The 23784-nt window shown below is 61.3% G+C and carries 23 protein-coding genes and 3 pseudogenes; 13 read left to right on the top strand and 13 right to left on the bottom strand.

Going from position 1 to position 23784, the window contains the following annotated elements; genetic code table 11:
• Positions 1–53 precede the first annotated feature (53 nt).
• Positions 54–932 (top strand): LysR family transcriptional regulator, encoded by an 879-nt coding sequence (locus tag AACY08_RS23390; protein ID WP_339471596.1) that lies wholly within the window; start codon positions 54–56, stop codon positions 930–932.
• Positions 933–1010: 78 nt separating this feature from the next.
• Entirely contained in the window at positions 1011–2195 is a 1185-nt protein-coding gene (locus tag AACY08_RS23395; RefSeq protein WP_339415959.1) for a DUF2252 domain-containing protein, read from the top strand.
• A gap of 49 nt (positions 2196–2244) precedes the next feature.
• Here the strand turns inward: AACY08_RS23395 and yghX are convergent, their stop codons facing one another.
• Positions 2245–3132 carry a YghX family hydrolase gene (yghX, locus tag AACY08_RS23400; RefSeq protein ID WP_339471597.1) on the bottom strand — a complete coding sequence of 296 codons (888 nt, stop codon included), beginning with the start codon at positions 3130–3132 and terminating at the stop codon, positions 2245–2247.
• A 43-nt stretch (positions 3133–3175) separates the two neighbouring features.
• Positions 3176–3670: a PaaI family thioesterase gene (locus AACY08_RS23405; RefSeq protein ID WP_339471598.1), complete on the bottom strand. Its 495-nt coding sequence runs from the start codon at positions 3668–3670 to the stop codon at positions 3176–3178.
• 121 nt (positions 3671–3791) lie between these two features.
• On the opposite strand from AACY08_RS23405, the gene AACY08_RS23410 reads away from it, so the two are divergent.
• Positions 3792–4358: a YceI family protein gene (locus AACY08_RS23410; RefSeq protein WP_339471599.1), complete on the top strand. Its 567-nt coding sequence runs from the start codon at positions 3792–3794 to the stop codon at positions 4356–4358.
• Here AACY08_RS23410 and AACY08_RS23415 read toward each other — a convergent pair.
• The gene (locus tag AACY08_RS23415) at positions 4355–5245 is read right to left on the bottom strand and encodes a DMT family transporter (protein WP_339471600.1); all 891 of its coding nucleotides are present in this window, start codon (positions 5243–5245) and stop codon (positions 4355–4357) included. The two genes, AACY08_RS23410 and AACY08_RS23415, sit on opposite strands and share 4 nt — an antisense overlap.
• Positions 5246–5336: 91 nt before the next feature.
• Between AACY08_RS23415 and AACY08_RS23420 the strand changes: the two genes are divergently transcribed.
• The gene (locus AACY08_RS23420) at positions 5337–6665 is read left to right on the top strand and encodes an aminotransferase-like domain-containing protein (protein ID WP_339471601.1); all 1329 of its coding nucleotides are present in this window, start codon (positions 5337–5339) and stop codon (positions 6663–6665) included.
• Here the strand turns inward: AACY08_RS23420 and AACY08_RS23425 are convergent.
• Both AACY08_RS23425 and AACY08_RS23430 read right to left on the bottom strand, forming a co-directional pair.
• On the bottom strand, positions 6662–7303 hold the full coding sequence (locus AACY08_RS23425) for a LysE family translocator (protein WP_339471602.1): 642 nt from the start codon (positions 7301–7303) through the stop codon (positions 6662–6664). The two genes, AACY08_RS23420 and AACY08_RS23425, sit on opposite strands and share 4 nt — an antisense overlap.
• Before the next feature lie 79 nt (positions 7304–7382).
• Positions 7383–7469: pseudogene (locus tag AACY08_RS23430) on the bottom strand (nuclear transport factor 2 family protein); the annotation flags it as partial.
• On the opposite strand from AACY08_RS23430, the pseudogene AACY08_RS23435 reads away from it, so the two are divergent.
• The 4 genes and pseudogenes from AACY08_RS23435 to AACY08_RS23450 form a co-directional block, all read left to right on the top strand.
• Positions 7440–7640: pseudogene (locus AACY08_RS23435) on the top strand (SMP-30/gluconolactonase/LRE family protein); the annotation flags it as partial. The pseudogenes AACY08_RS23430 and AACY08_RS23435 overlap by 30 nt on opposite strands.
• 95 nt (positions 7641–7735) lie before the next feature.
• Positions 7736–7954, top strand: coding sequence for a DUF6434 domain-containing protein (locus tag AACY08_RS23440; protein ID WP_339471603.1), 219 nt, complete (start codon positions 7736–7738; stop codon positions 7952–7954).
• Complete coding sequence (locus AACY08_RS23445; RefSeq protein ID WP_339471604.1) at positions 7951–8421, top strand: RidA family protein; 471 nt, start codon at positions 7951–7953, stop codon at positions 8419–8421. Before AACY08_RS23440 ends, AACY08_RS23445 begins: the two co-directional genes overlap by 4 nt.
• A gap of 7 nt (positions 8422–8428) precedes the next feature.
• Positions 8429–9166, top strand: coding sequence for a CPBP family intramembrane glutamic endopeptidase (locus tag AACY08_RS23450; protein WP_339471605.1), 738 nt, complete (start codon positions 8429–8431; stop codon positions 9164–9166).
• Between the two features lie 38 nt (positions 9167–9204).
• On the opposite strand, the gene AACY08_RS23455 is transcribed toward AACY08_RS23450, so the two are convergent.
• Positions 9205–10914, bottom strand: a complete 1710-nt coding sequence (locus AACY08_RS23455) for an amidase (RefSeq protein ID WP_339471606.1) — start codon at positions 10912–10914, stop codon at positions 9205–9207.
• A gap of 54 nt (positions 10915–10968) precedes the next feature.
• The gene (locus tag AACY08_RS23460; RefSeq protein WP_339471607.1) at positions 10969–11757 is read right to left on the bottom strand and encodes a helix-turn-helix domain-containing protein; all 789 of its coding nucleotides are present in this window, start codon (positions 11755–11757) and stop codon (positions 10969–10971) included.
• Between the two features lie 83 nt (positions 11758–11840).
• On the opposite strand from AACY08_RS23460, the gene AACY08_RS23465 reads away from it, so the two are divergent.
• Both AACY08_RS23465 and AACY08_RS23470 read left to right on the top strand, forming a co-directional pair.
• Positions 11841–12146 carry a DUF2834 domain-containing protein gene (locus AACY08_RS23465; RefSeq protein WP_339471608.1) on the top strand — a complete coding sequence of 102 codons (306 nt, stop codon included), beginning with the start codon at positions 11841–11843 and terminating at the stop codon, positions 12144–12146.
• Complete coding sequence (locus tag AACY08_RS23470; RefSeq protein WP_339471609.1) at positions 12139–12561, top strand: MAPEG family protein; 423 nt, start codon at positions 12139–12141, stop codon at positions 12559–12561. The genes AACY08_RS23465 and AACY08_RS23470 overlap by 8 nt, the downstream gene beginning before the upstream one ends.
• 23 nt (positions 12562–12584) lie before the next feature.
• On the opposite strand, the gene AACY08_RS23475 is transcribed toward AACY08_RS23470, so the two are convergent.
• Positions 12585–13724 carry a sensor histidine kinase gene (locus AACY08_RS23475; RefSeq protein ID WP_339471611.1) on the bottom strand — a complete coding sequence of 380 codons (1140 nt, stop codon included), beginning with the start codon at positions 13722–13724 and terminating at the stop codon, positions 12585–12587.
• Positions 13725–13844: 120 nt separating this feature from the next.
• Positions 13845–15056, bottom strand: a complete 1212-nt coding sequence (locus tag AACY08_RS23480) for an MFS transporter (RefSeq protein ID WP_339427572.1) — start codon at positions 15054–15056, stop codon at positions 13845–13847.
• A 97-nt stretch (positions 15057–15153) separates the two neighbouring features.
• On the opposite strand from AACY08_RS23480, the gene AACY08_RS23485 reads away from it, so the two are divergent.
• On the top strand, positions 15154–15975 hold the full coding sequence (locus AACY08_RS23485) for an AraC family transcriptional regulator (protein WP_339471612.1): 822 nt from the start codon (positions 15154–15156) through the stop codon (positions 15973–15975).
• Positions 15976–15984: 9 nt separating this feature from the next.
• Here the strand turns inward: AACY08_RS23485 and AACY08_RS23490 are convergent, their stop codons facing one another.
• The 3 genes and pseudogenes from AACY08_RS23490 to proP all read right to left on the bottom strand — a co-directional run bounded on the left by AACY08_RS23490 (position 15985) and on the right by proP (position 20524).
• The gene (locus AACY08_RS23490) at positions 15985–18591 is read right to left on the bottom strand and encodes a bifunctional diguanylate cyclase/phosphodiesterase (RefSeq protein ID WP_339471613.1); all 2607 of its coding nucleotides are present in this window, start codon (positions 18589–18591) and stop codon (positions 15985–15987) included.
• A gap of 33 nt (positions 18592–18624) precedes the next feature.
• Positions 18625–18873: pseudogene (locus AACY08_RS23495) on the bottom strand (MFS transporter); the annotation flags it as partial.
• Positions 18874–19021: 148 nt separating this feature from the next.
• A complete protein-coding gene (gene proP / locus AACY08_RS23500; protein ID WP_339471614.1) occupies positions 19022–20524 on the bottom strand; it encodes a glycine betaine/L-proline transporter ProP in 1503 nt (500 codons plus the stop codon).
• A 153-nt stretch (positions 20525–20677) separates the two neighbouring features.
• Between proP and AACY08_RS23505 the strand changes: the two genes are divergently transcribed.
• The gene (locus AACY08_RS23505; RefSeq protein ID WP_339471615.1) at positions 20678–21208 is read left to right on the top strand and encodes a GNAT family N-acetyltransferase; all 531 of its coding nucleotides are present in this window, start codon (positions 20678–20680) and stop codon (positions 21206–21208) included.
• A 143-nt stretch (positions 21209–21351) separates the two neighbouring features.
• Positions 21352–22755, top strand: a complete 1404-nt coding sequence (locus AACY08_RS23510) for an MFS transporter (RefSeq protein ID WP_339471616.1) — start codon at positions 21352–21354, stop codon at positions 22753–22755.
• Here the strand turns inward: AACY08_RS23510 and AACY08_RS23515 are convergent.
• Complete coding sequence (locus AACY08_RS23515) at positions 22742–23719, bottom strand: DMT family transporter (RefSeq protein WP_339471617.1); 978 nt, start codon at positions 23717–23719, stop codon at positions 22742–22744. The two genes, AACY08_RS23510 and AACY08_RS23515, sit on opposite strands and share 14 nt — an antisense overlap.
• Positions 23720–23784: the final 65 nt, after the last annotated feature.

The following is a 23784-nucleotide window of genomic DNA, read 5'->3' on the forward strand; positions in this document are numbered from 1 at the left end:
TCTGGGCAAACAATGATATTTCGCACCAGCCATTAGAAAATTTGGGGTCAAACATGCTGCGTTCCCATCTGCCCCTCAATGCCCTGCGCGCATTCGAGGCTTCAGCCCGGCATTTGAGCTTTACCCGCGCAGCTATCGAGTTATGCGTGACTCAGGCGGCGGTCAGCCATCAGGTCAAGAGCCTGGAAGCGCAACTTAATGTCACATTATTCAAGCGTCTTCCTCGAGGCCTGATGCTCACCCGTGAAGGCGAAACCTTACTGCCGGTAGTGCGTGAGTCGTTCGACCGCATCGCCCAGACGCTCAGCCAGTTCGAAGGCGGGCACTACCGCGAAGTGCTCACCGTGGGCGCAGTGGGCACCTTTGCGGTGGGCTGGTTGCTGCCACGCTTGTCGGGTTTTCACGCGTGTTACCCCTTTATCGATCTGCGGTTATCCACCCACAACAACCGCGTCGACGTGGCCGCCGAAGGCCTCGACTACGCGATCCGCTTCGGCGCGGGAGCCTGGCACGGCACCGATGCCTGCGAACTGCTGGAAGCGCCCCTCACCGTGCTTTGCGTGCCGCAACTGGCCGAGCAACTGCACACCCCTGTCGACCTGTTGAAACACACCTTGCTGCGCTCCTACCGCGCCGATGAGTGGAGCCTGTGGTTCCAGGCCGCTGGCCTGCCCGCCGACACCCTGGTGCCGCGCAGTATCGTGTTTGATTCCTCGTTGGCAATGATGGAAGCGGCCTTGCAAGGAATGGGGTTGGCATTGGCGCCGGCAATGATGTTTTCGCGCCAACTGGAGAATGATGTGATTCGCCAGCCGTTCGACGTCGGCATCACCACCGGCAGCTATTGGTTGACGCGTTTGCAGTCGCGGGCCGAGACGTCGGCGATGTTGGCGTTCAAGGGGTGGTTGCAGGAAATGAAGATGCAAGGCTGAACGTGCTTATTTTTGAAATATAATGAAACATTTGCTCAGGGCCTTCGCTCTACAGCAACACCTGTACTGAGTTATTCCATGAAAATACCACGCCCCTGCGCCCGTATGCCCCACCTGATCCAATTGCGAAACCTCAAGATGGCGCGCTCTGCTCACGCCTACGTACGTGGCAGCACGGTGCAATTCTACGAGTGGCTGCACAGCCAGACGGGTCGACGTTTGCCCCACGGCCCGGCGATCTGGATCTGCGGCGACTGCCACGCCGGTAACTTGGGCCCTACGGGAGACACGAAGGGCCGCATCGATATGCATATCCGTGACCTTGACCAGGCGGTGATCGGTAACCCGACTCACGACCTGGTGCGCTTGGCCTTGTCCCTGGCCACTGCTGCGCGCGGCTCGGACCTGCCTGGAGTAACCACTGCGCGCATGCTTGAAGAAATGATGGGCGGCTACGAACAGGCGTTCAAGGACAAACCCGACGCCGCGCCGCCGCGCCCGTCCCAGGTCAAGGCGAGCATGCGCACCGCGGTGGAGCGCACTTGGAAAAACCTCGCGCGTGAGCGTATCGAGAACGCTCGGCCGACCATCCCGCTGGGCAAGCACTTCTGGTCGTTGTCACGGGCCGAGAAGGTTGCGCTGGAAACCCTCTGTGCCTCGGATGAAGTCCACCAGTTGGTCACCTCGCTCAAGGGGCGGCCCAAGGACGCCAGGGTTGAACTGCTGGACTCGGCCTACTGGGTCAAGGGTTGTAGCTCCCTCGGGCTGCTCCGTTATGCCGTACTGCTCGGCGTGGGTGACAAGGGCGATGAGGAATATTGCCTGATTGATATCAAGGAAGCCGTCGGCGCTGCTGCACCCCGCGCGGCACGGGCGAAGATGCCCAGGGATAATGGTCGTCGAGTGGTGGAGGGCGCGCGTCAGCTCTCTCCGAGCCTGGGTGAGCGCATGATGGCAACGCGTTTTCTGGATCACGGATTCTTCATCCGCGAACTGCTGCCCCAGGACATGAAGTTGGAGCTGGACGAATTGAACGAAACCGACGCCATGCACGCCGCCGGTTACCTGGCGCGGGTCGTGGGCATTGCCCATGCTCGGCAGATGGACCGCGATACGCGCAAGGACTGGATGGCGGTGCTTCAGGAAAACCGCTCCAAGCAACTCGATGCGCCGTCCTGGCTGTGGACCAGTGTGGTGCAACTGGTGGGTAGCCATGAGCAGGGGTACCTCAACCATTGCCGCAGATATGCCCTCGAACATTGACCCAACACCGTGTCGGCGCTGATACGCTAGCGCCTACACGGTGTTGGCATCAAGCAAGGTACTTGCGAAACCATCCCAGCGTCCGCTCCCACGCCAGATTCGCCGCCGCCTCGTCATATCGCGGCGTCGAGTCGTTATGAAAACCATGATTGGCGCCTTTGTAGGTATACGCCTCATAGTTCGTGCCTGCAGCCTTCAGCGCCGTCTCATACGCCGGCCAGCCCTCATTGATCCGCGTGTCTAACTCACCGAAATGCAGCATGATCGGCGCCTTGATCCGTGGCACGTCCTTGGCCTCTGGTTGGCGCCCATAAAACGACACGGCCGCGCCCAGTTCCGGATAAGCCACCGCCGCCGCATTGGCCACGCCGCCGCCATAACAGAACCCAGTGATGCCGACTTTGCCGGTGCTGCTGTCGTGGTGCATCAGCCATTCGATGGCGGCGAAAAAATCGTTCATCAGCTTGGTCGGGTCAACCGTCTGTTGCAGCGCCACGCCTTTTTCGTCGTTACCGGGGTAGCCGCCCACCGAAGTCAGGCCATCCGGCGCCAGGGCGATGAAGCCAGCTTTGCCCAGGCGCCGGGCGACGTCTTCGATATAGGGGTTGAGGCCACGGTTTTCATGCACGACCACCACGGCTGGCAACTTGCCCGCGGCCTTGGCCGGGCGCACCAGGTAGCCGCGCACGGTGCCGTTGCCTTTGGGCGAGGGGTAGGTGATGTAGTCGGCAACGATGTCCGGGTCGGTGAATTTCACTTGTTCGGCCAGTGCGTAGTTGGGGCTGAGGGCTGCGAGCAGGGCCGAGGCGGTAAGGCCACCCAAGGTGAACAGCGCGGCGCGGTCGAGAAATTCGCGGCGGTTAATCTTGCCGTGGGCGTAGCCGTCGTAGAGTTCCAGCAGTTCGGGGGCAAAGTCTTTCGCGGTGAGACGAGTCATCGGTGCGTCCTCGATTAGCGGTGGCAGTCAATGTAGATCAGGATCAGCCCTCACGCCCATGGGCGGCCGCTGCCAATTGGCCGGTATCGACGCGCACGAAAACCGAGTCACCCATGGCGGTGAGCACGTCGCCGGCGTACACCTCGCAGATCACGCGGGTCTTGCGCCCCACGTCGCCCTCGACCCGTGCGCGCAGGGTGAGGATGACGCCCATGGGCGTTGGCTTGATGAATTTGATGCCCAGGTTGCCGGTCACGCAGTCAATGCGGGGCAGGTTGCCGGGTTCGCGCCCCTCGGCGCGGTAGTGGTAGGCCATGGCGGTCCAGTTGGAATGGCAGTCCACCAACATGGCGATCAGGCCGCCATAGACCAGGTCGGGCCAGCCGCTGTATTTTGCGTCGGGCCTATGCTCGGCGATCAGGTGGATGCCGTCCGCGTCCCAACGGCTCTTGATATGCAGGCCGTGGGGGTTGCTGCCACCGCAGCCATAGCAGATGCCGTCCGGCGCGGTGAGGTCCTGAAGCGAAGGGGAATGCATGGAGCGTCCTTATTATTCTGGGGCGACTACTCTGTTTAGCAGGACAAACGCCTGATGGGAATAAATCCCTGTTAAAGCGTGTTGGCTCGGTGCCTGTGTCTTTTCCTCTGCGGAGCGTTGCATGAAACGTCGAATGCCCTCGGTCGCCATACTGGTCCTGATCCTTGCGTTTTATTCCAGCGCCCAGGCGGTGGAGTACAACGACGTCAACCGCACCGCCAGCCAGATCAGTTTTACCTATAAACAGTTGGGGCAGCGGGTGTACGGCACCTTCAGCGCGTTCGAAGGCTTCTTGACGTTCGATACGCAAAAGCCGGAAGCCGGGCATGCATTGCTCAAGATCCAGCTGGCCAGCATCGACGCCGGCAGCCCGGACGCGAATGACGAGCTGCAACGTGCGTCGTGGTTTGACACCGCGACTTATCCAGTGGGCGTCTACGAATCCATCGGCGTCGCGGTCCTGGGGGATAACCGCTTCAAGATCAGCGGCAACCTCACCATCAAGGGCATCACACGCCCAGTGGATGTCGACGTGGTGCTCAAGGAGCAAAGCGGTATCGGCGTGTTCGACGGCGAATTCATCCTCAAACGCGGCGATTTCAAGATTGGCGAGGGCGAGTGGGCCGGCAACAGCGTGGTGTCGAATGACATCAACATCAAGTTCAAGATGGTTGCCCCGCAGCGTTAACCGGCGAACTTCTTCGCGCCCGCCACGCAGCCGATCACCGCGACCGTCACCAGCACCATGCCCAGGCTGACCTGCTCATGCAGCAAGCCCGCCGCCAATGCCAGGCCGAAAAACGGTTGCAGCAATTGCAACTGGCCGACGGCGGCAATGCCCCCCTGGGCCAGGCCGCGGTACCAGAACACAAAGCCGATCAACATGCTGAACAACGCCACATAGCCCAGGCTCAGCCAGGCGGGCAGGCTGATGCCGCGCACGCTTGGCGGTGCCAGGAGCAGGCTCAAGGGCAGCACCACCGGCATCGCCACCACCAACGCCCAGCAGATCACCTGCCAGCCGCCCAGGCTGCGCGACAACGTGGCGCCCTCGGCATAACCCAGGCCGCAGACCAGCACCGCCATCAGCATCAGCAAATCGCCGGCGGGTGCGGCGTTCAAACCCTGGGCAACGGCATAACCCATCACCAGCACGCTGCCCAGGATCGAGAACAACCAGAACACCGGACGCGGGCGCTCACCACCGCGCAGTACGCCAAATACCGCGGTCGCGAGGGGGAGCAGGCCGATAAACACGATGGAGTGGGCCGAGGTCACGTACTGCAGCGCCAGTGCGGTCAACAAGGGAAAGCCGATCACCACGCCAAGAGCAACAAGAGCGAGGGGCACCCATTGGGTGCGCGCGGGGCGTTTTGCCTTGAACCACCACAGCAGGCACAACCCCAGGCTGGCGGCGATGGCGGCACGGATCATGGTGAGGAACACCGGGTCGAACTCCATCACGGCCAGCCGTGTGGCGGGTAAGGAGCCGCTGAAAATCACCACACCAATAAAGCCATTGACCCAGCCTTGGGTGCGGGTATCCAGGGTGCTGAAGGGGGATGTGCATTCCATGAGGAGGCGCCCGAATAATGAGGGGGTTGCGTTCAAGCCATCCTAGGGGCGAGCATTAAGACAATCAAAAAATTGTCATGGATACATCCCTATGCCGCGCGCCCGCTATAAATCGTTGGTCGACACGTTTGCAGAGGGCATCCGTTCGGGGAAAATGCCGCCGGGTACGCGTCTGCCGACACACCGGCAACTGGCCGCCGATCATGGCCTGGCACTGGTGACCGCAAGCCGGGTTTATACCGAACTGGAGGCCATGGGGCTGGTCAGCGGTGAAACCGGACGCGGCACCTTTGTGCGCGAGATCTCGCTGCCGCCAGGGCAGGGCAGTGGGCAGATGACGGTTGCGGCGGGCATGCTCGACCTCAATTTCAACTATCCCTCACTGCCAGGCCAGGCGGACCTGCTGCGCACGGCGTTGCGCCAGTTGGCGCTGTCCGGCGACCTCGAGGCCCTGTTGCGTTACCAACCTCACGCGGGGCGTTTGCATGAGCGGGCTGCCGTCGCACGGCATTTACTGAGCCGAGGCCTGACGGTAGAGGCCGACCAGGTGTTGCTGGTCAGCGGCGCCCAGCACGGCTTGGCGGTGACGATGATGGCGTTGCTCAAGCCGGGCGATGTGATCGCGGTCGATGCGTTGACCTATTCCGGGTTCAAGGTGCTGGCCGAGACCCTGCATTTGGAAGTTGTCGCGATCCCGGTCACGCCCACCGGCACGGACCTGAACGCCTTGCAAAACCTGTGTCGCAAACGCCCGGTGCGCGCCGTGTACAGCATGCCAACCCTGCACAATCCCCTTGGCTGGGTGATGGACAGGGACCAGCGCGAGCAATTGGTCTCCATCGCCCGGCAGCACAATCTGATGATCATTGAGGACGCGGCCTACGCGTTCCTGGTCGAAACCGCACCGCCACCCGTGGCCACCCTGGCGCCGGAACGCACGGTGTATGTGGGCGGGCTCTCAAAAAGTGTCGCGACCGGTTTGCGCGTGGGGTTTGTCGCGGTGCCAAGTGACTGGGTTAAGGCACTCGAGCGCACCATCATGGCCACCACTTGGAACGTGCCCGGTGTTATGAGCGCCATTGCCGTGGCGTGGATCGAAGATGGCACGGTGGCGCAACTGGAAGCGCAAAAGCGCCAGGACGCCCAGGCGCGGCAAGCCTTGGCGGCGCAGGTGTTGAAAGGGCTGGCCTACACCAGCCATCCTTCGTCGTATTTCTTGTGGTTACCCCTGCCGGAGGACGCGCGCGCCGACCAGATCGCCATGGCCTTGCAGTGCGACAATATCTCGGTATCCACCGCCGAGCCGTTTGCCGTCACGGCTTATGTGCCCCACGCGCTGCGCCTGGCGCTGGGTTCGGTGGACCTGTCGGCGCTGCGCGAGGCGCTGCTGAAAGTGCGACGGGTGGTCGAAGCCTACTAAAGCGTCTGGCGCCGCATTGTCAGGAGTGCGCTGCCGAAGAAAATAAACGTGGAGCCCACTGCACGGTTGACCCACTTGGCAAAAGTCGGGCGTGCCAGCAAGCCCTTGGCCTGAGAAGCGAGCAGGGCATACAGGCTCAGCGTCATTACGGACAGCGCAATGAATATCAGGGTCAGCACCAGAAACTGCGGAACCAGCGCGGCGTTTCGGTTGATGAACTGTGGAAATAGTGCGGTAAAGAACAGCACCGCCTTGGGATTGGTGACCGCCGTCAGGAACGCCAGTTTGTAAAGCTTCCAGCGGCTCGGTGGCTGGACGCGCCCAGGCGCTTGAGCATGGGTTGCCAGCGCAGGACTCTGTTTGAACAGCGTCTTGGCGCCGAGGTAGAACAGATACCCTGCGCCAATCAGCTTCACGCCATTGAAGACCCATTCCGAGCTGACGATTAACGCGCCAAGCCCGAGCATCGCGGCAGCCGACATACAAAACAATCCGCTGGCATTGCCTGCGCTTGACCACAGTGTGGTGCGCGCGCCGTAGGCCAGGCTGTTGTTCAGTGCCATCAGGATGGCCGGGCCGGGGCTTGCGATGGCAATGGCCGCGACAAGGGTGAAGGCCAGGATCGAGTGAGTGTCCATATTCAGGCTCGGTGAGTGTCGGGGCTTTGATGCTAACCCGTTACCCACCGTCCTGGAGAGTGATTTTCGGGGTGCGTACTCAGTATTTGTAAGCCTGGCGCCCGATCAGCAGCCACTTGCCTTCCTGCTTCTGCCAGACCTGGAAGTTGTCGATATCGGTCGGCATGGCGTGCGCGTATTCAATCCACAAGGCAAGGCCATCGGGCATATCTCGTTGCCCGAACGCTGCCCCAACCTGTGTTTTGGCGGCCGCGAAGGTAACCGCCTGTTCATGGCTGGCAGCCATTCGATCTATGCGCTGTTCGTGAATACGCGAGACGCGGGTTTCGGCGGGTAATGCAAAAAAACCACGCTGAACATCGGTTGACCGGCGTTCAGCGTGGCCTTTTGACGCTATGCTGCAGCCTCCTGAGGCATCAGAGCGTCAAGCAAATGGACTTCAATTGGCACAGCGATCCCATCACTCGCAGCACCCCCGTGACCCCACACTATAAAAACACTCAAAATGTACGCCGCTTCATGCTTGAGCACTGCGGTCCGGGGTTCAAGTTTGACCGTCCCTTCATGGCCTGGATTCGCAACGACCAGCCCAAGACCCTGGGCGACGTGGTGGATGAGTGGCAACGCAGAAACGAGGATTCACGCCCATGACACCCGATGAAAAATACCAGGCCGCCCAGCAACGCCTTGGCTATCAGCTGGACGAACTCAAAATCGGCGGCAACTACACGCCGTTGGTTCGCGACGGCAACCACCTGTACATCAGTGGCCAGATCCCCCGCGTCGGCGATGTAATCGTGCTGCCGGGCAAGGTTGGAGCAAGCCTGACCGTGGCCCAGGCGCAAATCGCCGCCGGTATCAGTGCCTTGCGTTGCTTGGGGTTGCTCAAGCAGGCGTTGGGTTCACTGGACCGGGTCAAGGCGATCCCGCGTATCACCGTGTATGTGCGCAGTGCCGAGGATTTCGATCAGCAGAGTGAAGTGGCCAACGGCGCGTCTGACTTGTTACACGAGATTCTCGGCGCTGCCGGGTCGCACACGCGTACGTCGGTGGGGGTGATGCAGTTGCCGAAGTCGGCGGCGGTGGAGGTCGATATGATTGCGGTGGCACACGATTGAGCGACCGATGATTACCCAGGGAATGGCGGTACTGATCAACTACGGCACGTATCTGGCGCCGGGCCTGCTGCTGTTTTGCCTGTGGCTCGCACTCACGCCCAAGTCGCTGACGGGTATGCGCGTCCTGATTCTATTGGCAGCGTTTGTGCTGATGCGCGATGTGATGACCCCTTTGGGCATGTGGTCGCTTGGCACCGAAGTGCAACTGGCATTCACGGCAAACACCTTTGTATTGGCAGCCCTGGGTGGCTTCTCGGTGCTGTTGATCGTCTTGCTCGTGCGCGTGGCGCCAGACTTGTCGCCGCTTATCCTCTGGTCCAAGGGGCATTGCGCGTCAGGCCTTACGGTCGGGATCGTGGTCGGGTGCCTGATCGGTGTGCCGCTACGGTTTTACCAGGGTATCGAGGTGTCAGCGATCCCGGGTTATTGGGTATGGCTACCGGGGATGGTCGTGCTGGCCTATGGCGCCAATGCCTTGGAAGAAGTGTTGTTTCGCGGTTATTTGCAAGGTTATCTGGAACAGCATGTCGCGCCCTTACGCGCCGCACTGGCCAGCGGCGTGGCGTTTGCCGCTTGCCATGCGTTCCTGGCACTGAGCGTCACCCAATTGGGCTGGCCGGTGTTGCTGTTCACGCTGATCGAAGGGTTGGCCTGTGCGCTGGTGCGCATGCGCTATGGCGTGTTGGCGGCGACGCTGACCCATGGCACGGCAATCCTGCTGGTTGCCGTGCCCCACCTGGCTTGATGTGAAATGCAGGCGCAAAGGTGGGAGCGTTGAGTCAGTTACATCGGCGTCAACGGCGGTGTGCGCGGCGGAATCTGGCGTTTGCTGCCCGTCGCTTCATACGCGCAAGCAAACCGCAGCAGCGCCGAATCATCATAGGCGCGCCCGGCGAATGTCAGCCCTATCGGCATGCCGATATCCGCCATTACGCCCATCGGCACGGTAACGGTCGGCACGCCCAGGTGGCGGATGGCGAGGTTGCCGTTGGCCACCCAGACGCCGTTGCTCCAGGCGATATCGGCCGAGGCTTCGTTCACGTCGGCATCCGCCGGGCCCACGTCGGCCACGGTGGGGAACAGCACCGCGTCGAGGCCGAGCTTGTCCATCCAGGCTTCCAGGTCGATTCTCCGGGTTTGCTCCAATCCGCGCAGGCCATCGGGGACGGTGCTGATCTGGTCCCACGGGGTGATGCCGCGCTCGGCCATGCGCACGTATTCATCCATGCCGGCGGCCAAGTCGTCCTCACGGTTGGGCAGGGTGCCCGGGTCGTGGGGGAAGATCTTTGGCCCGTCCACATCCGCCAGGCGGTTGAGCGCCGGGTCGTTGTTGGCGCGCAGGAAGTCGTCAAACGCCCAGGCTGACAGTTCCCACAGTTCATCGTGGAGGAATTCCTTGGACACCAGCCCCCGGGTGAACACGGTAGGTGCGCCAGGGCGGTCGCCTTCGCAGTTGGACACCAGCGGGAAATCCACATCAATCACTTCCGCGCCGGCCGCTGTCAGCACCTGGCGTGCGTCTTGCCACAGGTCGATCACGCTGGCGCGGGTGTTGATTGTCTGCCCGGTCGGGCCACCGATTCCGGGTTTTTCGCTGGTGCCTGCGTCGGGGTCGGCGTTGATGTACATGCGCGGCACGCCAAAGCGTTTGCCCGCCAGGGACTCGGCAGGCGCCGCCAATTCAGCGTAGGAAGCAGGGCGCACCGAGGTGACGCTCGGGATCGGCACCCACGGCTGCAGGCGCCACAGGTCGCCACGGGTGTCCGGGTCTTCGGCGACCACCACGTCGAGCACTTCCAGCAGGTCGGCCATGGTCCGGGCGTAGGGCACCACTACGTCCATGGTCGGCGTGAGCGGCCAGTTGCCGCGCACCGAAATCACCCCGCGGGATGGGGTGTAGGCGCACAGGCCATTGTTGGACGCCGGGCCGCGCCCGCTCGACCAGGTTTCTTCTGCCAGGCCAAAGGCCGCAAAACTCGCCGCCGTCGCGGTGCCAGCGCCGTTGGACGAGCCGGAGGCGAACGGCGCGGTCAGGTAATCGGCGTTATACGGGCTTTCTGCGCGGCCATACACGCCACGTTGCATCCCGCCATTGGCCATCGGCGGCATATTGGTCTTGCCCAGGCAGATGGCACCGCCGGCGCGCAGGCGCTCGATGGTGAACGCATCACGCTGCGCGACCAGCTTGGCAAATGCCGGGCTGCCGGATGCCGCAGTCAGGCCCTTGACCAGGTAGCTGTCTTTGGCGGTGTAAGGAATGCCGTCCAAGGGCCCCAAGGTTTCGCCTTTGGCCCGGCGTGCATCGCACGCTTCGGCTTCTTTCAGCGCTTGGGGGTTGCGCACCACCACGGCGTTCAAGGCGGTGGCGGTCTGCGGACCGTCATAGGCATCGATTCGCGCCAGGTACGCCTGGACCAGTTCAACGGCCGTGGTCTGGCCGGACTCAAGCGCCGCGCGCAATTGGGCAATGGAGACTTCGGTAACTTGCATCACGTGTTTTTCGCCGCCTTCAAGTGGGGGTATGGCGGCAGTCTACGTACAGATATTTCACAAAACCAGCGCCGCATAATCCACATAGGCGCCGCGCATCACCTGCCAAGTGGCGTCGTCAGCGGGAATCAGGTGTTCGATACGCAGGGAGGTGAGGGTGATGTCCTGGGGCATGCCGAAGGTAGTGAAGGTGGACAAAAAGCTCAGCTCGCCCTGGGTTGAGCGCAGGCGGGTCAGCACCAGCGGTGGCAGGTGCGCGGGCAGTTCAGCGTTCGTCGGGGTTGGCAGGCTCGCCAGCAGCGCGGCCAGGTCCGGGTTGCCCAGCGCCTCGCGAGTAGCACGCTGCCAGGCCAGGGTGCGGATCTCATCGGCATTGACCAAGTGATCGCCGAGGCCACCCGCCTGCAGCAGCGTGGTCAGCAGGTTCAAACCTTCAGCCGTCTCGGGCGGGCTACCCACTAAAGCAAACAGCACGCTGGTACTGGCATTCGCCGCGAGCACTTGCCACTGGCTATCCAACAGGATCGCAGGCGCTGGGTTGTTGGCGTGCAATACATGGCTGACCGCTTCGCGAATCGCGGCCATGGCGGGCGAGGCGAGCGGTGTGGCGGTGTAGCGCGGAGCGAATCCGGCCGCGAGGAAGACTCGGTTGCACTGGTCCAACGGTGCCTCCAGCGCCGTCAGCAGGTTATGCAAGGTGGCTGGGCTCGGCTTGGCGCGGCCTGTTTCGAGGCAACTGAGGTGGCGCTGGGAAATACCGGTGATGAGCGCCAGATCGAGTTGGCTCAGCTTGGCCTGTCGGCGCCATTGGCGCAGTTGCTCGCCGGCAGTAGAAGGGGTGTCCATGGCGTGGTCATGACCTCCGAGGTCATTGCGAAGGGCTGAACCTTATCACTAACTTAAGCCTGCATCATTCCAAGGAAGCGACCATGAGACGACCCTATATTGCCCTGGCCAGTTTGCTGGGATTTTCGCTGTACACCCTGGCGACGATGCTGACGGCGGAGCAGTCGCTGCTGGCATTTGGGCTGCAACTGATGTCGCGGCCGGACACGGCGCAGGTGGTCATAGACCTGTACTTGATGGCGGTGCTGGCGTGCGCGTGGATGTACCGGGATGCGCGCCGGCGAGGGCGGTCGATGGCTTCGGTGGTGCCGTACTGGGTGCTGACGGCGGTGCTTGTGTCGGTGGGGCCGTTGCTCTATCTCGTGGTGAATGGGTACCGCGATGAATGAGCTTTTGCACGTCTACGCGCTGTGTGTGCTGGTGCTCTGCCTGAAGATGTTTGCGATTTCCTGCTATCAGGGCTTTTTCCGGATACGGGGTTTCGCATTTACCAATCGTGAGGATGCGGCGTTCTTCAATCGCGTTGTGCATTCGGAGGAAGTGCCGCAAGTCGCCAGGGCCGCCAAGGCATGGGCGAATGACTTGGAGAATATCCCCCTGTTTTTTGTGTTGGGAGGACTGTGCGTGGCGCTGGGGGCGTCCAGTTTCCCCATTGTCTGCTTATTCGCCGGGTTTACGCTGGCGCGGTTGGTGCACACGGTGACGTATCTGGCGCAGTGGCAACCTTGGCGCACGTTGGCCTATGGGGTTGGCGTAGCGTGTCTCTTTGGGCTGGGCGGCATGCTGGTGGCCGGGTTGATATGAACAGCCGTCGTGTGGAGTGGCTATCAAGCCTCTCCAGTTGCAAGCAACGGCACCGTTACCCGAAACTCCGTACCCCACTGCGATGTTGACGTGACCTCGATCGAACCCTCATGGGCCGCCACGATCTCAGACGCGATGAAAAGCCCCAGTCCAAGGCCTTCCGCAGGGCCATGTTCAATCACCGAGCGCTGCGAAAAACGCCCCATGGGATTGAAAATGAACGGCAGCACATCCTCCGGAATCGGCTCGCCTTGATTGTGAACGGTGAACAGCAGGCGGCCATCTGAAACCGCAAGTCGCACCGTGATCGGCAGGCGAGCATTGCCGTGCTGCACGGCGTTACTGATGATGTTGGAGAACACCTGCTCCATGCGCGCGCCGTCGAACGCACCAAGTGCGGGCGCTGTTGTTTCATATTCGAGTTGCGCGTGTGGGTGAAACGAGCGCATTTCTTCGACGATGCGTTCGCAAAAGGGGGCCAGGTCAATGTCCATGCGTTTCACGGGGATGCCGGGGCCCATCTGGCAACGGGTCAAATCCAGCAGGTCGCTGACAATTTGGCTCGCCCGTTGAACACTGGTGTAAATCTGCCCGGCGACTTTGTTACCGCGCTCCCCGACCTCTTCCGAACGCCGCAGCATGTTGGCGCCTAGCAGAATGGCGCCCAAGGGCGTGCGCAAGTCATGGCCGAGGATACCCAAGAACACATTGCGCGAGGCTTCCACCGCCCGCGAGTAACTGGCAATGGACTCCGTGAGGGCTTGATCGATGGCTTCGTGAAAGCGGTTCATGTCATCGATATCCCGTGGCGTACCGTGTTTGACCTGCCGGAGCCACTGGCTGAGCACGCTGGTGCGCAGCGCGCGGTATTCAGACACCATCTGATCAAACGAAAAACCCGCCATCAAGCGCGTCATGGCATGGGTTTCGGCCGGGCTTTCGTGTTCGTCCTGCGGTGCGAGGCCCTGGGCCTTGTCGATTTGCTCCTGCGCGGTCTGTGCGCTGCGCAGATCCTGCGCAATGGCCCGCAGCATCTGTTCGGCATGATCACGCAGGTCTATACGGTTGAGATCGGCCCCGGGGGTCTGAATGGTCCGGGCAAAGTCCTCCCAGGCCTGAAGGATCGGCTCGAGGTTCTCAATAATGAAATCTGCCAGGCGCATACGGGTGTTCCTTGGTGGGGCGGCAAGCGTGAACGCACAGGAAGCCGCCAAACAAGGATTTAAACATGGATTGGCCTGCTCAGCATGCGCAGGCGTTCGTGCCTGCGCATGCCGTAGACGTCAAACGCCTTTGGTTGACGGCAACACTATCGTCAGGATGCCGACCAACGGGAGGAACGAGCAGATTTTGTAGACGTATTCGATGCCGTGGCTATCGGCCAGCAACCCCAGCAACGCTGCACCAATCCCGCTGAAGCCGAACATCAGGCCGAAGAATATCCCGGCGATCATGCCCACATTGCCCGGCACCAGTTCCTGGGCAAACACCACGATGGCCGAGAACGCCGAGGCGAGCACAAAACCGATCACCACGCTCAGCACCGCCGTCCAGTACAGGTCAACGTAGGGCAGCGCCAGGGTGAATGGCGCGGCGCCGAGGATGGAGAACCAGATGACCTTCTTGCGGCCGATCTTGTCGCCAATCGGGCCGCCCGCGAAGGTGCCGACGGCAACCGCACCAAGGAACAGGAACAAGTACATCTGCGAGCTGGCGACGGACAGCTGGAATTTTTCAATCAGGTAAAAGGTGAAGTAGCTGGTCAGGCTGGTCATGTAGAAGTACTTGGAAAACACCAGCGCAGCCAGCACCACCAAGGCAAAGGTCACACGGCCTTTGGACAAGCCATGGGTGGCTTGGCCGCCTTGCTTGAGCTTGAACAGGTTGAGGTGGTTACGGTACCAGCGGCTCAAACCGTAGAGCACCAGGATCGCGAACACCGCGAACAGCCCAAACCAGGCGATATGGCCCTGGCCGTAGGGAATGATGATTGCCGCCGCGAGCAACGGACCCAGGGCGCTGCCGGTGTTGCCGCCGACCTGGAACGTCGACTGCGCCAGGCCGTAGCGCCCGCCAGAGGCCAGGCGTGCGACGCGCGAGGTTTCCGGGTGGAAGGTCGACGAGCCGACACCGACTAAGCCGGCTGCGATCAGGATGGCCGGGAAGCTGCCGACAAACGCCAGCATCAGGATGCCCATCAGGGTGCACACCATGCCCGCTGGCAGCAGCCACGGTTTAGGGTGGCGGTCGGTGTGGTAGCCGATCCACGGCTGCAGCAACGAGGCGGTCAACTGGAAGGTCAGGGTGATCAGGCCCACCTGGGTAAACGACAGGCCGTAGTTGGCCTTGAGCATCGGGTAGATCGACGGCAGCACGGCCTGGATCAGGTCATTGATTAAATGCGCCAGGGCGCAGGCGCCAAGGACGCGCATGACCAACGGGCTGGCCTGGGGCGCAGTGGTTGCAGCGGCGGGTGACGCAGTGAGGGTCGACATGCAGGCATTCCATTCAAGGCGGCGAACACAGGTGGCAACTTCTTAAGGTCGCCATCCAATACAAAATGATTCGGGAGCTATGCTAGATTCGCCGCAAATGCCTGTCTCGCGAAATTCGGGAGGCAACTATCGCAAAAAGGGCGAAATGATCAAGTCACTGGATGTTTTTCTACAGGAGATCGACGAGGGCGATTGGGCTGTCATCAGTTCGGCCACCGATTATCCGGAGAACTGGGTGATCCCCGACCACAGCCATGAGAAGCATCAACTGCTATACGCCACCGAAGGCGTGATGGTGGTGCACTCGGCGCAGAACCAGTGGACGGTGCCGCCCAATCGCGGCTTCTGGATGCCCAGTGGGCACGTCCACTCCTTGCGTTGTGTAGGCCCGTTGAAGATGCGCAGCGTCTTTGTCCGTCCCGACAGCTTTCCCAACTTGCCCACCGAAACCAAGGCCGTGAGTATTTCGCCCCTGCTGAGTGAGCTGATCAAGGCGTCGGTGAGCTTGAAACCACCGTATGCCGAGGACTCCCGGGATGCGCGCATCATGCACCTGATTCTGGACGAGCTGGCGCTGTTACCGGCGTTGCCGCTGTTGCTGCCGCTGCCTGCCGACCCGCGCGTACACCGGATCTGCCTGGCGTTGCAGGATGAACCGGGCGACGCCTCGACGGTCGCGGACTGGAGCGAGCGCTTGAACCTTGACCAGAAAACCATCCAGCGCTTGTTCCGCAAGGAAACCGGCATGACGTTCGGCCAGTGGCGCCAACAAGCAAGGCTGCTGTTGGCGCTGGAGCGCATTGCGGTGGGCGAAAAGGTGATCGATATCGCCTTGGAGCTGGGGTATGAAAGCCCGAGCGCATTCACCAGCATGTTCAAGAAGCAGTTCGGCAAGACGCCCAGCCATTTTTTCAGGTAGCGCCCGGCGTTATCCCTGCACGATGCCGGCGTGCACGCCCAACAGGCGAGTGAAGGTTTCGATATCCAGGGGGTGACTGAGGAAATAGCCTTGGCCCTCTTCACAGGCCACGGCCTTGAGCAATGCCAGGTGTTCAGCCGTTTCCACGCCTTCGGCCGTTACGGTCAGTGCCAGGGCCCGACCCAGGCCGACGATGGCCTGGATAATCGCCTTGTCATCATCACTTTCTTCCAGCCGGGTCAGGAAGCTGCGGTCTATCTTCAAACCGTCGAACGGGAACGTGCGCAGGTAGCTCAGGGATGAGTAGCCGGTGCCGAAGTCATCCATGGCGATGCGTATGCCCAATTGCTTGAGCGTGCGCATGACCTCCAGCGCCCCGGTGGCATCTTCGAGCATGACGCTTTCGGTGATTTCCAGTTCCACGCGCGCGGGTTCGATACCTGAGGTCTTCAGGGCCTGCCGTACGCGCTTTACCAGGTTGCCACGCCTGAATTCCATGGGTGACAGGTTCACCGACACAAAAAGATGCTCGGGCCACTGGGCGGCGCATTTACAAGCGGTTTCAAGTACCCAGTCGCTCAGGGCCAGGATCAGCCCTGACTCTTCGGCGATCGGAATAAAGGTGTCCGGCGTGATCAGGCCGCGCAACGGGTGTTGCCAGCGCACCAGGGCTTCCGCGCCGACCATCTGGCCGTCGGCGATGCGATAGCGCGGTTGGAAGTGCAGGCGCAGCTCTGCATGTTTGATTGCAAAGCGCAGGTCGCTCTCCAGGCGTCGGCGTTCAATGATCCGCGCGTTCATATCGCCGGAGTAGAACCGCCAGGTATTACGGCCCGCAGCCTTTGCCTCGTATAGTGCAATATCGGCGTAACGCAGCAGCTCCGTGGCTTCGCGGGCATCATTGGGGGCGAGGGCGATGCCAATACTGGCGCTGACGAACACCTCTTGCTCGTCGATTCTGATCGTGCGCTCGATCGATTCGATCAAGCGCTTGCACAGGGCTTCGACCTCGTCTTGAGTGCCTGCATCGCTCAGGATCAGCACAAATTCATCACCACCCACACGGGCGACCAGATCACCATGGCGCACGCAGGCGGCCAGGCGGGCCGAGACTTCGTTGAGTACCCGGTCGCCGGCAGCATGCCCGAGCAGATCGTTGACCGGTTTGAACCGATCAAGGTCCAGGCTGAGCATTACCAACGGCTGCGTTGAGGTGGACAACTCAGCTGCCGACAGCGCCGTACTCGACAGCGCCTTGAACTTGCCCTCCAGGAACGCTTGCAGCCGCGTGCGATTGGGCAGCCCGGTGAGGGCGTCATGCTGGGACAAGAACTCGATGCGTCGACGGGACTCGACTTCTTCCGTCACGTCGGTGGCCGTCCCGCGAAAGCCGCCACACGGCATCTGCCGCGCTGACAGCCGTGTGCTGCGTTCCAGCCCCAGTGCATCGACGTATCGGCACTGCACACTGATATCCGGGCGGCGTCCGGGGGTGCTGAGCCATTGCGAGAGCAGGCCGGTCTCGGTCTCGAGCAAGTCGTTCATCGTCGCACCGATCCACGCATGCCGCGCCAACCCGGTGACGCCTTCGAAGCGCTCCGACAGGTAGGTAAAGCGCCAACTGGCGTCGATTTCCCACACCCAATCGGAACTCGCCTCTACCACATCGCGAAAGCGTGCTTCGCTGGTCGCCAGGGCATTCTGGCTGTTTTGCAGCGACGAATGGCTAGCGTCCAGGGCGAGCGCGGCCGCCGTGGTGCGGCGTGAAATGACCCAGCTCATCACGCATACCAATAACGCTGCCAGGCCAAGCAGGGGCAGGCCGACGCCCATCAAGCGCAAACCGGGTCGGGCCGGCTCCCAATGCAGGCTGCCGGCAGCACCGTTGTCGCCGAGGGGGAACAGCAACGTCTGGCCGATTTCATCAGGGGTGGCGATGTGCAGCTTGGCCACGCCGAATTCATTGCCGATCACGGCCAGCTTGGCACTGTTGAGGATGTCGACGAAGATCAGGACCGAAGCGGGTCGGCCATCGGGCTTCACCGTGGGGTCTGTGCCGGGGGTGATGGCGGCTGCGGCCACCAGCGCGGGGCTGCCCTTGACGTTGATGAAGGCTGTGACGGGTGTTTCGTTGTCAGCGCCTGCACGTGCCTGCTCCACAATCCCGGCAAAGGGCTGGTCGAGCGATTGCGTGAGTTCGACATCTTGCAGCTTGCCATCGACGACCGCATAGACCGTGCGGTTGGCATCGTTGACCACAAACAGGCCTTGAAAACCGAAATCATCGAACAGCGTGGCGCCGATATTGCCCCGGACATACGCCCAATCAGTGTCCACTTTAACGTGCAGGTGCTTGTACGCATCGCTCCAGAACGCGTAGTCCTTGACCGTCACCCGCAGGGATTTTTCTAGGGATTGCAGGGCTTTACGGGTATAGAAGGCACTTTTCGCCTGTTCGGTGCGGTCCATCTCATAGGCGAGGTAAACCAGCGAATAAGCCGCCGCCGCAAAGACGACGGCCAGCAACGCCATGAACTTGAACAATGAGGTACGTGCCAGCGAAAGGCTGGTGCGATCGGAAAGCGAGCGGACAATAGGGGCGAGAGTATTCGGCATTGTTTCCCGCAGGGCGTCTCTGCAAGTCAAGGGTTATCCCTTGTTATCGGCGAGCCCGGCGAAATATTTAGACCGCCACAGGTGATTACCGCTGGCGCGTGCTGCCAGCCAAGCCAGTAAGGCCGCGGCGCCCAGCACTGCCGCACCCAACTCGAATGTCGCCTGATACCCGCTCAGGCCAAACACCAGGCCTCCCACGATAGCGCCCGAGGCGATCGCCAGTTGAATGATCGCAACCATCAAGCCGCCCCCGGCTTCGGCATCGTCGGGCAGGGTTCTCGACCGTGCAAACAGGCTCAGAGTTTCCGGCAGGTTGGGAGCTCGGACAGCATCGCGCGAATCCAACCCTGGGTGACACTCCGATGGAGGGATTGGCATCTACCTATCTTTTGAGGGCGGGGTGGCCGGGGCCACCCCGCACATTCAGGCTTTAATTGATCCGCGGATGCTGCTGCACCAGGTTCTGGCGCTTGGCTTCCAGAGCCGCAATTTCTGCATCGATGTCTTCGATTTTTTGCTCGATATTGTCGTGGTGTTCCTGCAGCAACTCCTTGGCTTCTTCCATGTCCGAAGCGGCCGGCGCTGCGCCGCGCAGTGGCTTGTTGGCTGTTTCCTTCATGGTCAGGCCGGTGATCAGGCCGACCACGGCAAACACCATCAGGTAGTAGGCGGGCATGAACAGATCGTTGGTGCTTTCTACCAGCCAGGCCACGGCGGTTGGCGTGAGGCCGGCGATCAGTACCGAAACGTTGAACGCGCCGGCCAAGGCGCTGTAGCGCAGGTGGGTGGGGAACATCGCGGGCAGTGTCGAGGCCATCACGCCGATGAAGAAGTTGAGGATCACGGCCAGGATCAGCAAGCCGGCGAAGATCAGCCCGATCTTGCCGCTGGTGATCAGCATAAACGCCGGGATGGACAGGAACAGCAAACCGATGCTGCCAGCGATGATGAAGGGCTTGCGGCCGACCTTGTCGCTGATAAAGCCAATGAACGGCTGCACGAATAGCATGCCGACCATGATCGCGATGATGATCAGCACGCCGCTGTTTTCTTTGTAGTGCAGGTTATGCGACAGGTAGCTCGGCATGTAGGTGAGCAGCATGTAGTACGTCACGTTGGTCGCCGCGACGATACCGATGCAGGTCAGCAGGCTGCGCCAGTGATTGGTCGCGACTTCCTTGAACGAGACTTTGGGGCCGTGGGTCAGGCCTTCGCGGTCGCCTTGCTCGAGTGTGTCCATGTGCTGTTGGAACGCTGGGGTTTCTTCCAGCGCATGGCGCAGATACAGGCCGATGATGCCCAGGGGCAAGGCGAGGAAGAACGGCAGGCGCCAACCCCATGCTTCGAAGTCCGCTTCGCCCAAGACGCTAGAAATCAGTACGACCACGCCTGCGCCCAGGACGAAACCGGCGATGGAACCAAAGTCCAGCCAACTCCCCAGGAAGCCGCGCTTGCGGTCCGGGGCGTACTCGGCGACGAAGATCGACGCGCCGGTGTATTCGCCGCCCACCGAGAAACCCTGGGCCATTTTGCACAACAACAGCAGGACCGGCGCCCAGATGCCAATCGAGGCATAGCCGGGGATAAGGCCAATGGCAAAGGTGCTCAGGGACATGATCACGATGGTCGCGGCGAGTACTTTTTGCCGCCCGTACTTATCGCCCAGCGCACCAAAGAACAGGCCACCCAGGGGGCGGATCAGGAACGGCACGGAGAAGGTGCCGAGTGCAGCGATCATTTGTACGCTGGGCGAGGCGTCGGGGAAGAACACCTTGCCGAGCACATAGGCGACAAATCCGTAGACGCCAAAGTCGAACCATTCCATGGCGTTACCCAGTGCGGCGGCGGTGATTGCCTTGCGCACCTTGGTGTCGTCGACAATGGTGATGTCTTTCAATCCGATCGGTTTGACGCTTTTCTTACGTAATTTCATGCGGGGCACTCTAAAGCAGAACAGGGGAGGTGCCATCGCAGCGATGGCGCCGCTCTGTCAGTTCAGATACAAGCGGACACGAAATAATTCAGCGTTATTTGCTTTTTTTTGCAGATGCATTGAACTTCTTCGGTTCACAACGGAGCGATTTCTATGCCAACGACTTTCTCCCGCCTGATCTACCGTCAACCACAGCCTGCAGACGTGCAGCGATTGTTCGCGATCTTCGGCGACCCGCAGACCAACCTGTTTAATCCTGCCGGCCCCATGGCCACCCTCGACGAGGCGCAACGCCTGCTGGATCGCTGGCTAGGGCAGTGGGCCGCTGAGGGTTATGGCTGGTGGGCGATTGCGCGAAATGAGGCGCCGGAACACATCATCGGCTTCGGTGGGATAGCGCCACTCAACTACTTGACCGAGCAGCGCGTCAACCTGGGTTATAGGTTTGCAGTGCAAGCCTGGGGGCAGGGCTACGCGACCGAACTTGGCTGCGATGCGCTGGCGCTGGCATTTGACACCCTGGGCGTGCCCGAAGTGTTTGGCCTGGTACGACCGGACCACGCAGCGTCGATCCGCGTGCTGGAAAAGATCGGCATGCAGCCTTTCGGCGCGCTTGACGATGTGCCGGGCAAGTCGCCGAGCCTGGTGTTTCGCATTTGTCATCCTACAACTGCTTTTGCCTGATCTATCACATAGCCGCGCAATACCGCGATAAACGGCAATATTTCAAATTGACACCGTGTGGGCGTCCCGATATAAAAGCCGCAGTTGTACGACGACATATGACGTTACATATGTCCTACCTAACAAAAATAAAAAGTGATGCCATGAACTTGAACGAGCCCATCCACGCCCACCGCGTTGGCCAAGCTGTAGGCAACTATCGCTGGACCATCTGCGCGATGCTGTTCTTCGCGACCACCGTCAATTACCTCGACCGCCAGGTGCTCAGCCTGCTGGCGCCGCAGCTGTCGACGCAATTTGGCTGGAGCAACACCGACTACGCCAACATTGCTGCAGTTTTCCAGTTTGTCTACGCGATCTCCATGCTGTTCGCCGGGCGCTTTGTCGACAAGATCGGCACCAAGGCAGCCTACGTGCTGGCGATTGGCATCTGGTCCACGGGCGCCATCATGCACGCGTTCTCGGTGCCGATGGGCGAGGGCATCGCGGCGATCAGCGGCGCGATTGGGTTGGCGGTGATTCCTGTGTCGATTGCAGGGTTCATGCTGTCCCGTGCAGTGTTGGCGATTGGCGAGGCGGGCAACTTCCCAATTGCGATCAAGGCGACTGCCGAATACTTCCCCAAGAAAGAACGCTCGCTCGCCACCGGCCTCTTCAACTCCGGGGCCAACGTCGGTGCCATCCTGGCGCCTATCTGCGTGCCGTTGATTGCCGGTTTATGGGGCTGGGAAGCGGCATTTATTGTGATCGGTGGGTTGGGGTTCGTGTGGGTGGCGGTGTGGGTCGCACTCTATAAGAAGCCGGACGAGCAAAAGCGTCTGTCGCCCGAAGAGCTGGCCTACATCCGCAGCGACCAGACCGTGCAGCCCTTCACGCCTGAACCCGCTGGCGCAGTGGCGAAAAAAGTCTCGTGGTTCAAGTTGCTCACTTACCGCCAGACCTGGGCCTTTGCTTTCGGCAAGTTCATGACTGACGGCGTGTGGTGGTTCTTCCTGTTCTGGCTGCCCACCTACTTGTCGGCGCAATACGGCATGAAGGGCCCCGACATCGTGCTGCCGCTGGCGGTGCTGTACAGCATGACCATGGTGGGCAGTATTGGCGGCGGCTGGTTCCCCAGCTACTTCATGGCGCGCGGCGATGCGCCGTATGACGGCCGCATGAAAGCGATGCTGGTGATTGCGCTGTTCCCGCTGGTGGTGCTGCTGGCGCAGCCGTTGGGTTACATCAGCTTCTGGATCCCGGTATTACTGATCGGCGTGGGCGCGTCGGCGCACCAGGCGTGGTCGTGCAACATCTTCACCACCGTGTCTGACATGTTCCCGCAGAAGACCGTAGCCTCGGTGGTCGGCATCGGCGGCATGGCCGGCGGCCTGGGCGGCGTGGTGATGACCAAGATCGGTGGCTGGGTGTTCGACTACTACAAGTCCATCAACGACATCCACACCGGCTACATGATCATGTTCGCCATTTGCGCACTGGCCTACCTGGTGGCCTGGAGCGTGATGAAGGCGCTGGTGCCGCGTCACAAGGAAATCACTGACCTGTAATTGGCATGGACGAGGCGGTGTCGGGCCTGGCTATCAGGATGATGCGCACCGCCATCACCACGCCGATCAGCACCGCCGCGAGGCCTGCCGCTTCCATGAGTGTCGGGCCCCGACCTGCGAAGCCCAGGCCGAGCAGGGTGGCGAACAGTGATTCGAGGGCAATCAACTGGCCGCTCAGGACCATGGGTAAGCGACGCGTTGCAGCGTTCCAGGCCCACGCGCCGACCACGGTGGACATCACGGCGATGACCAAGCCCCAGGCATACAACGGCGCTGCCTGTTCAAGCCCAGCGCCGAGGACTGGCAGCCTCAGCAACCCCAGGGCCTGCATGATCGGCCACAGGCACAGCGCAGCGATGCCGGCACCGGCCAGCATCAACGCGGTCCAAAGCCCGGTCGCCTGAGCCGGCAACTGCATCAGGTGCTGTTGGTTGAGCACGCTGAACAGTAGCCATAACGCCACGGCACCCAGCGAACAAAACAACCCCGCCAGCCACGAATCGGCACTCAACGACGGTTGATGAAGGCTGCCGACGTTCGACAATGCCAGCCCTGTCATCAGGCACGACAAGGGGGTGATCAGTCGTTGCCATTCGACGGTCTTGTGCCGCGCATTGCCCAGCAACGCGAGCAGCACCGGCACCGTCCCGATCACCGCCGGCGTGAGCACCGGCCCGGCAAAGTGCACGCCGGCGGCGATACACACGCCATAACCCAGGCACCCCAGCGCGCCCAGCCCGCCTGCCAATAATCGTTGGCCAGGCATAATCAGGTGCAAATGGGCGCGACTCAGGAGTATCCAACCGCCGCCCAGCCCGCCGACGAACAGGAATCGCACGAGCATCAGGTCGTAGAGGCTGTATTCGCCGGAAACGTAGGGGGTGATGAAGTTCAGCGCCCAGCCGAGGGTCGCAATCACGGCAAGGAACAGTCCGACAAGTATTGACGCGGGTGCAGAATTCATCCGGGTTATCCATTAAGTAATGGATACGCATGGTGCCCAGCCGCACGGCCGTGCTACAAACGAGT

Source organism: Pseudomonas sp. EL_65y_Pfl1_R83 (genome assembly GCF_963970695.1).
Taxonomy (GTDB): domain Bacteria; phylum Pseudomonadota; class Gammaproteobacteria; order Pseudomonadales; family Pseudomonadaceae; genus Aquipseudomonas; species Aquipseudomonas tritici.

What these genes read in the sequence shown, in the direction of transcription:
- AACY08_RS23390 (WP_339471596.1), top strand. Translation starts at nt 54, where the DNA reads ATGCTGCGTTCCCATCTGCCCCTCAATGCCCTGCGCGCATTCGAGGCT.
- AACY08_RS23395 (WP_339415959.1), top strand. Translation starts at nt 1,011, where the DNA reads ATGAAAATACCACGCCCCTGCGCCCGTATGCCCCACCTGATCCAATTG.
- yghX (WP_339471597.1), bottom strand. Translation starts at nt 3,132, where the DNA reads ATGACTCGTCTCACCGCGAAAGACTTTGCCCCCGAACTGCTGGAACTC.
- AACY08_RS23405 (WP_339471598.1), bottom strand. Translation starts at nt 3,670, where the DNA reads ATGCATTCCCCTTCGCTTCAGGACCTCACCGCGCCGGACGGCATCTGC.
- AACY08_RS23410 (WP_339471599.1), top strand. Translation starts at nt 3,792, where the DNA reads ATGAAACGTCGAATGCCCTCGGTCGCCATACTGGTCCTGATCCTTGCG.
- AACY08_RS23415 (WP_339471600.1), bottom strand. Translation starts at nt 5,245, where the DNA reads ATGGAATGCACATCCCCCTTCAGCACCCTGGATACCCGCACCCAAGGC.
- AACY08_RS23420 (WP_339471601.1), top strand. Translation starts at nt 5,337, where the DNA reads ATGCCGCGCGCCCGCTATAAATCGTTGGTCGACACGTTTGCAGAGGGC.
- AACY08_RS23425 (WP_339471602.1), bottom strand. Translation starts at nt 7,303, where the DNA reads ATGGACACTCACTCGATCCTGGCCTTCACCCTTGTCGCGGCCATTGCC.
- AACY08_RS23440 (WP_339471603.1), top strand. Translation starts at nt 7,736, where the DNA reads ATGGACTTCAATTGGCACAGCGATCCCATCACTCGCAGCACCCCCGTG.
- AACY08_RS23445 (WP_339471604.1), top strand. Translation starts at nt 7,951, where the DNA reads ATGACACCCGATGAAAAATACCAGGCCGCCCAGCAACGCCTTGGCTAT.
- AACY08_RS23450 (WP_339471605.1), top strand. Translation starts at nt 8,429, where the DNA reads ATGATTACCCAGGGAATGGCGGTACTGATCAACTACGGCACGTATCTG.
- AACY08_RS23460 (WP_339471607.1), bottom strand. Translation starts at nt 11,757, where the DNA reads ATGGACACCCCTTCTACTGCCGGCGAGCAACTGCGCCAATGGCGCCGA.
- AACY08_RS23465 (WP_339471608.1), top strand. Translation starts at nt 11,841, where the DNA reads ATGAGACGACCCTATATTGCCCTGGCCAGTTTGCTGGGATTTTCGCTG.
- AACY08_RS23470 (WP_339471609.1), top strand. Translation starts at nt 12,139, where the DNA reads ATGAATGAGCTTTTGCACGTCTACGCGCTGTGTGTGCTGGTGCTCTGC.
- AACY08_RS23475 (WP_339471611.1), bottom strand. Translation starts at nt 13,724, where the DNA reads ATGCGCCTGGCAGATTTCATTATTGAGAACCTCGAGCCGATCCTTCAG.
- AACY08_RS23480 (WP_339427572.1), bottom strand. Translation starts at nt 15,056, where the DNA reads ATGTCGACCCTCACTGCGTCACCCGCCGCTGCAACCACTGCGCCCCAG.
- AACY08_RS23485 (WP_339471612.1), top strand. Translation starts at nt 15,154, where the DNA reads ATGCCTGTCTCGCGAAATTCGGGAGGCAACTATCGCAAAAAGGGCGAA.
- AACY08_RS23490 (WP_339471613.1), bottom strand. Translation starts at nt 18,591, where the DNA reads ATGCCGAATACTCTCGCCCCTATTGTCCGCTCGCTTTCCGATCGCACC.
- proP (WP_339471614.1), bottom strand. Translation starts at nt 20,524, where the DNA reads ATGAAATTACGTAAGAAAAGCGTCAAACCGATCGGATTGAAAGACATC.
- AACY08_RS23505 (WP_339471615.1), top strand. Translation starts at nt 20,678, where the DNA reads ATGCCAACGACTTTCTCCCGCCTGATCTACCGTCAACCACAGCCTGCA.
- AACY08_RS23510 (WP_339471616.1), top strand. Translation starts at nt 21,352, where the DNA reads ATGAACTTGAACGAGCCCATCCACGCCCACCGCGTTGGCCAAGCTGTA.
- AACY08_RS23515 (WP_339471617.1), bottom strand. Translation starts at nt 23,719, where the DNA reads ATGAATTCTGCACCCGCGTCAATACTTGTCGGACTGTTCCTTGCCGTG.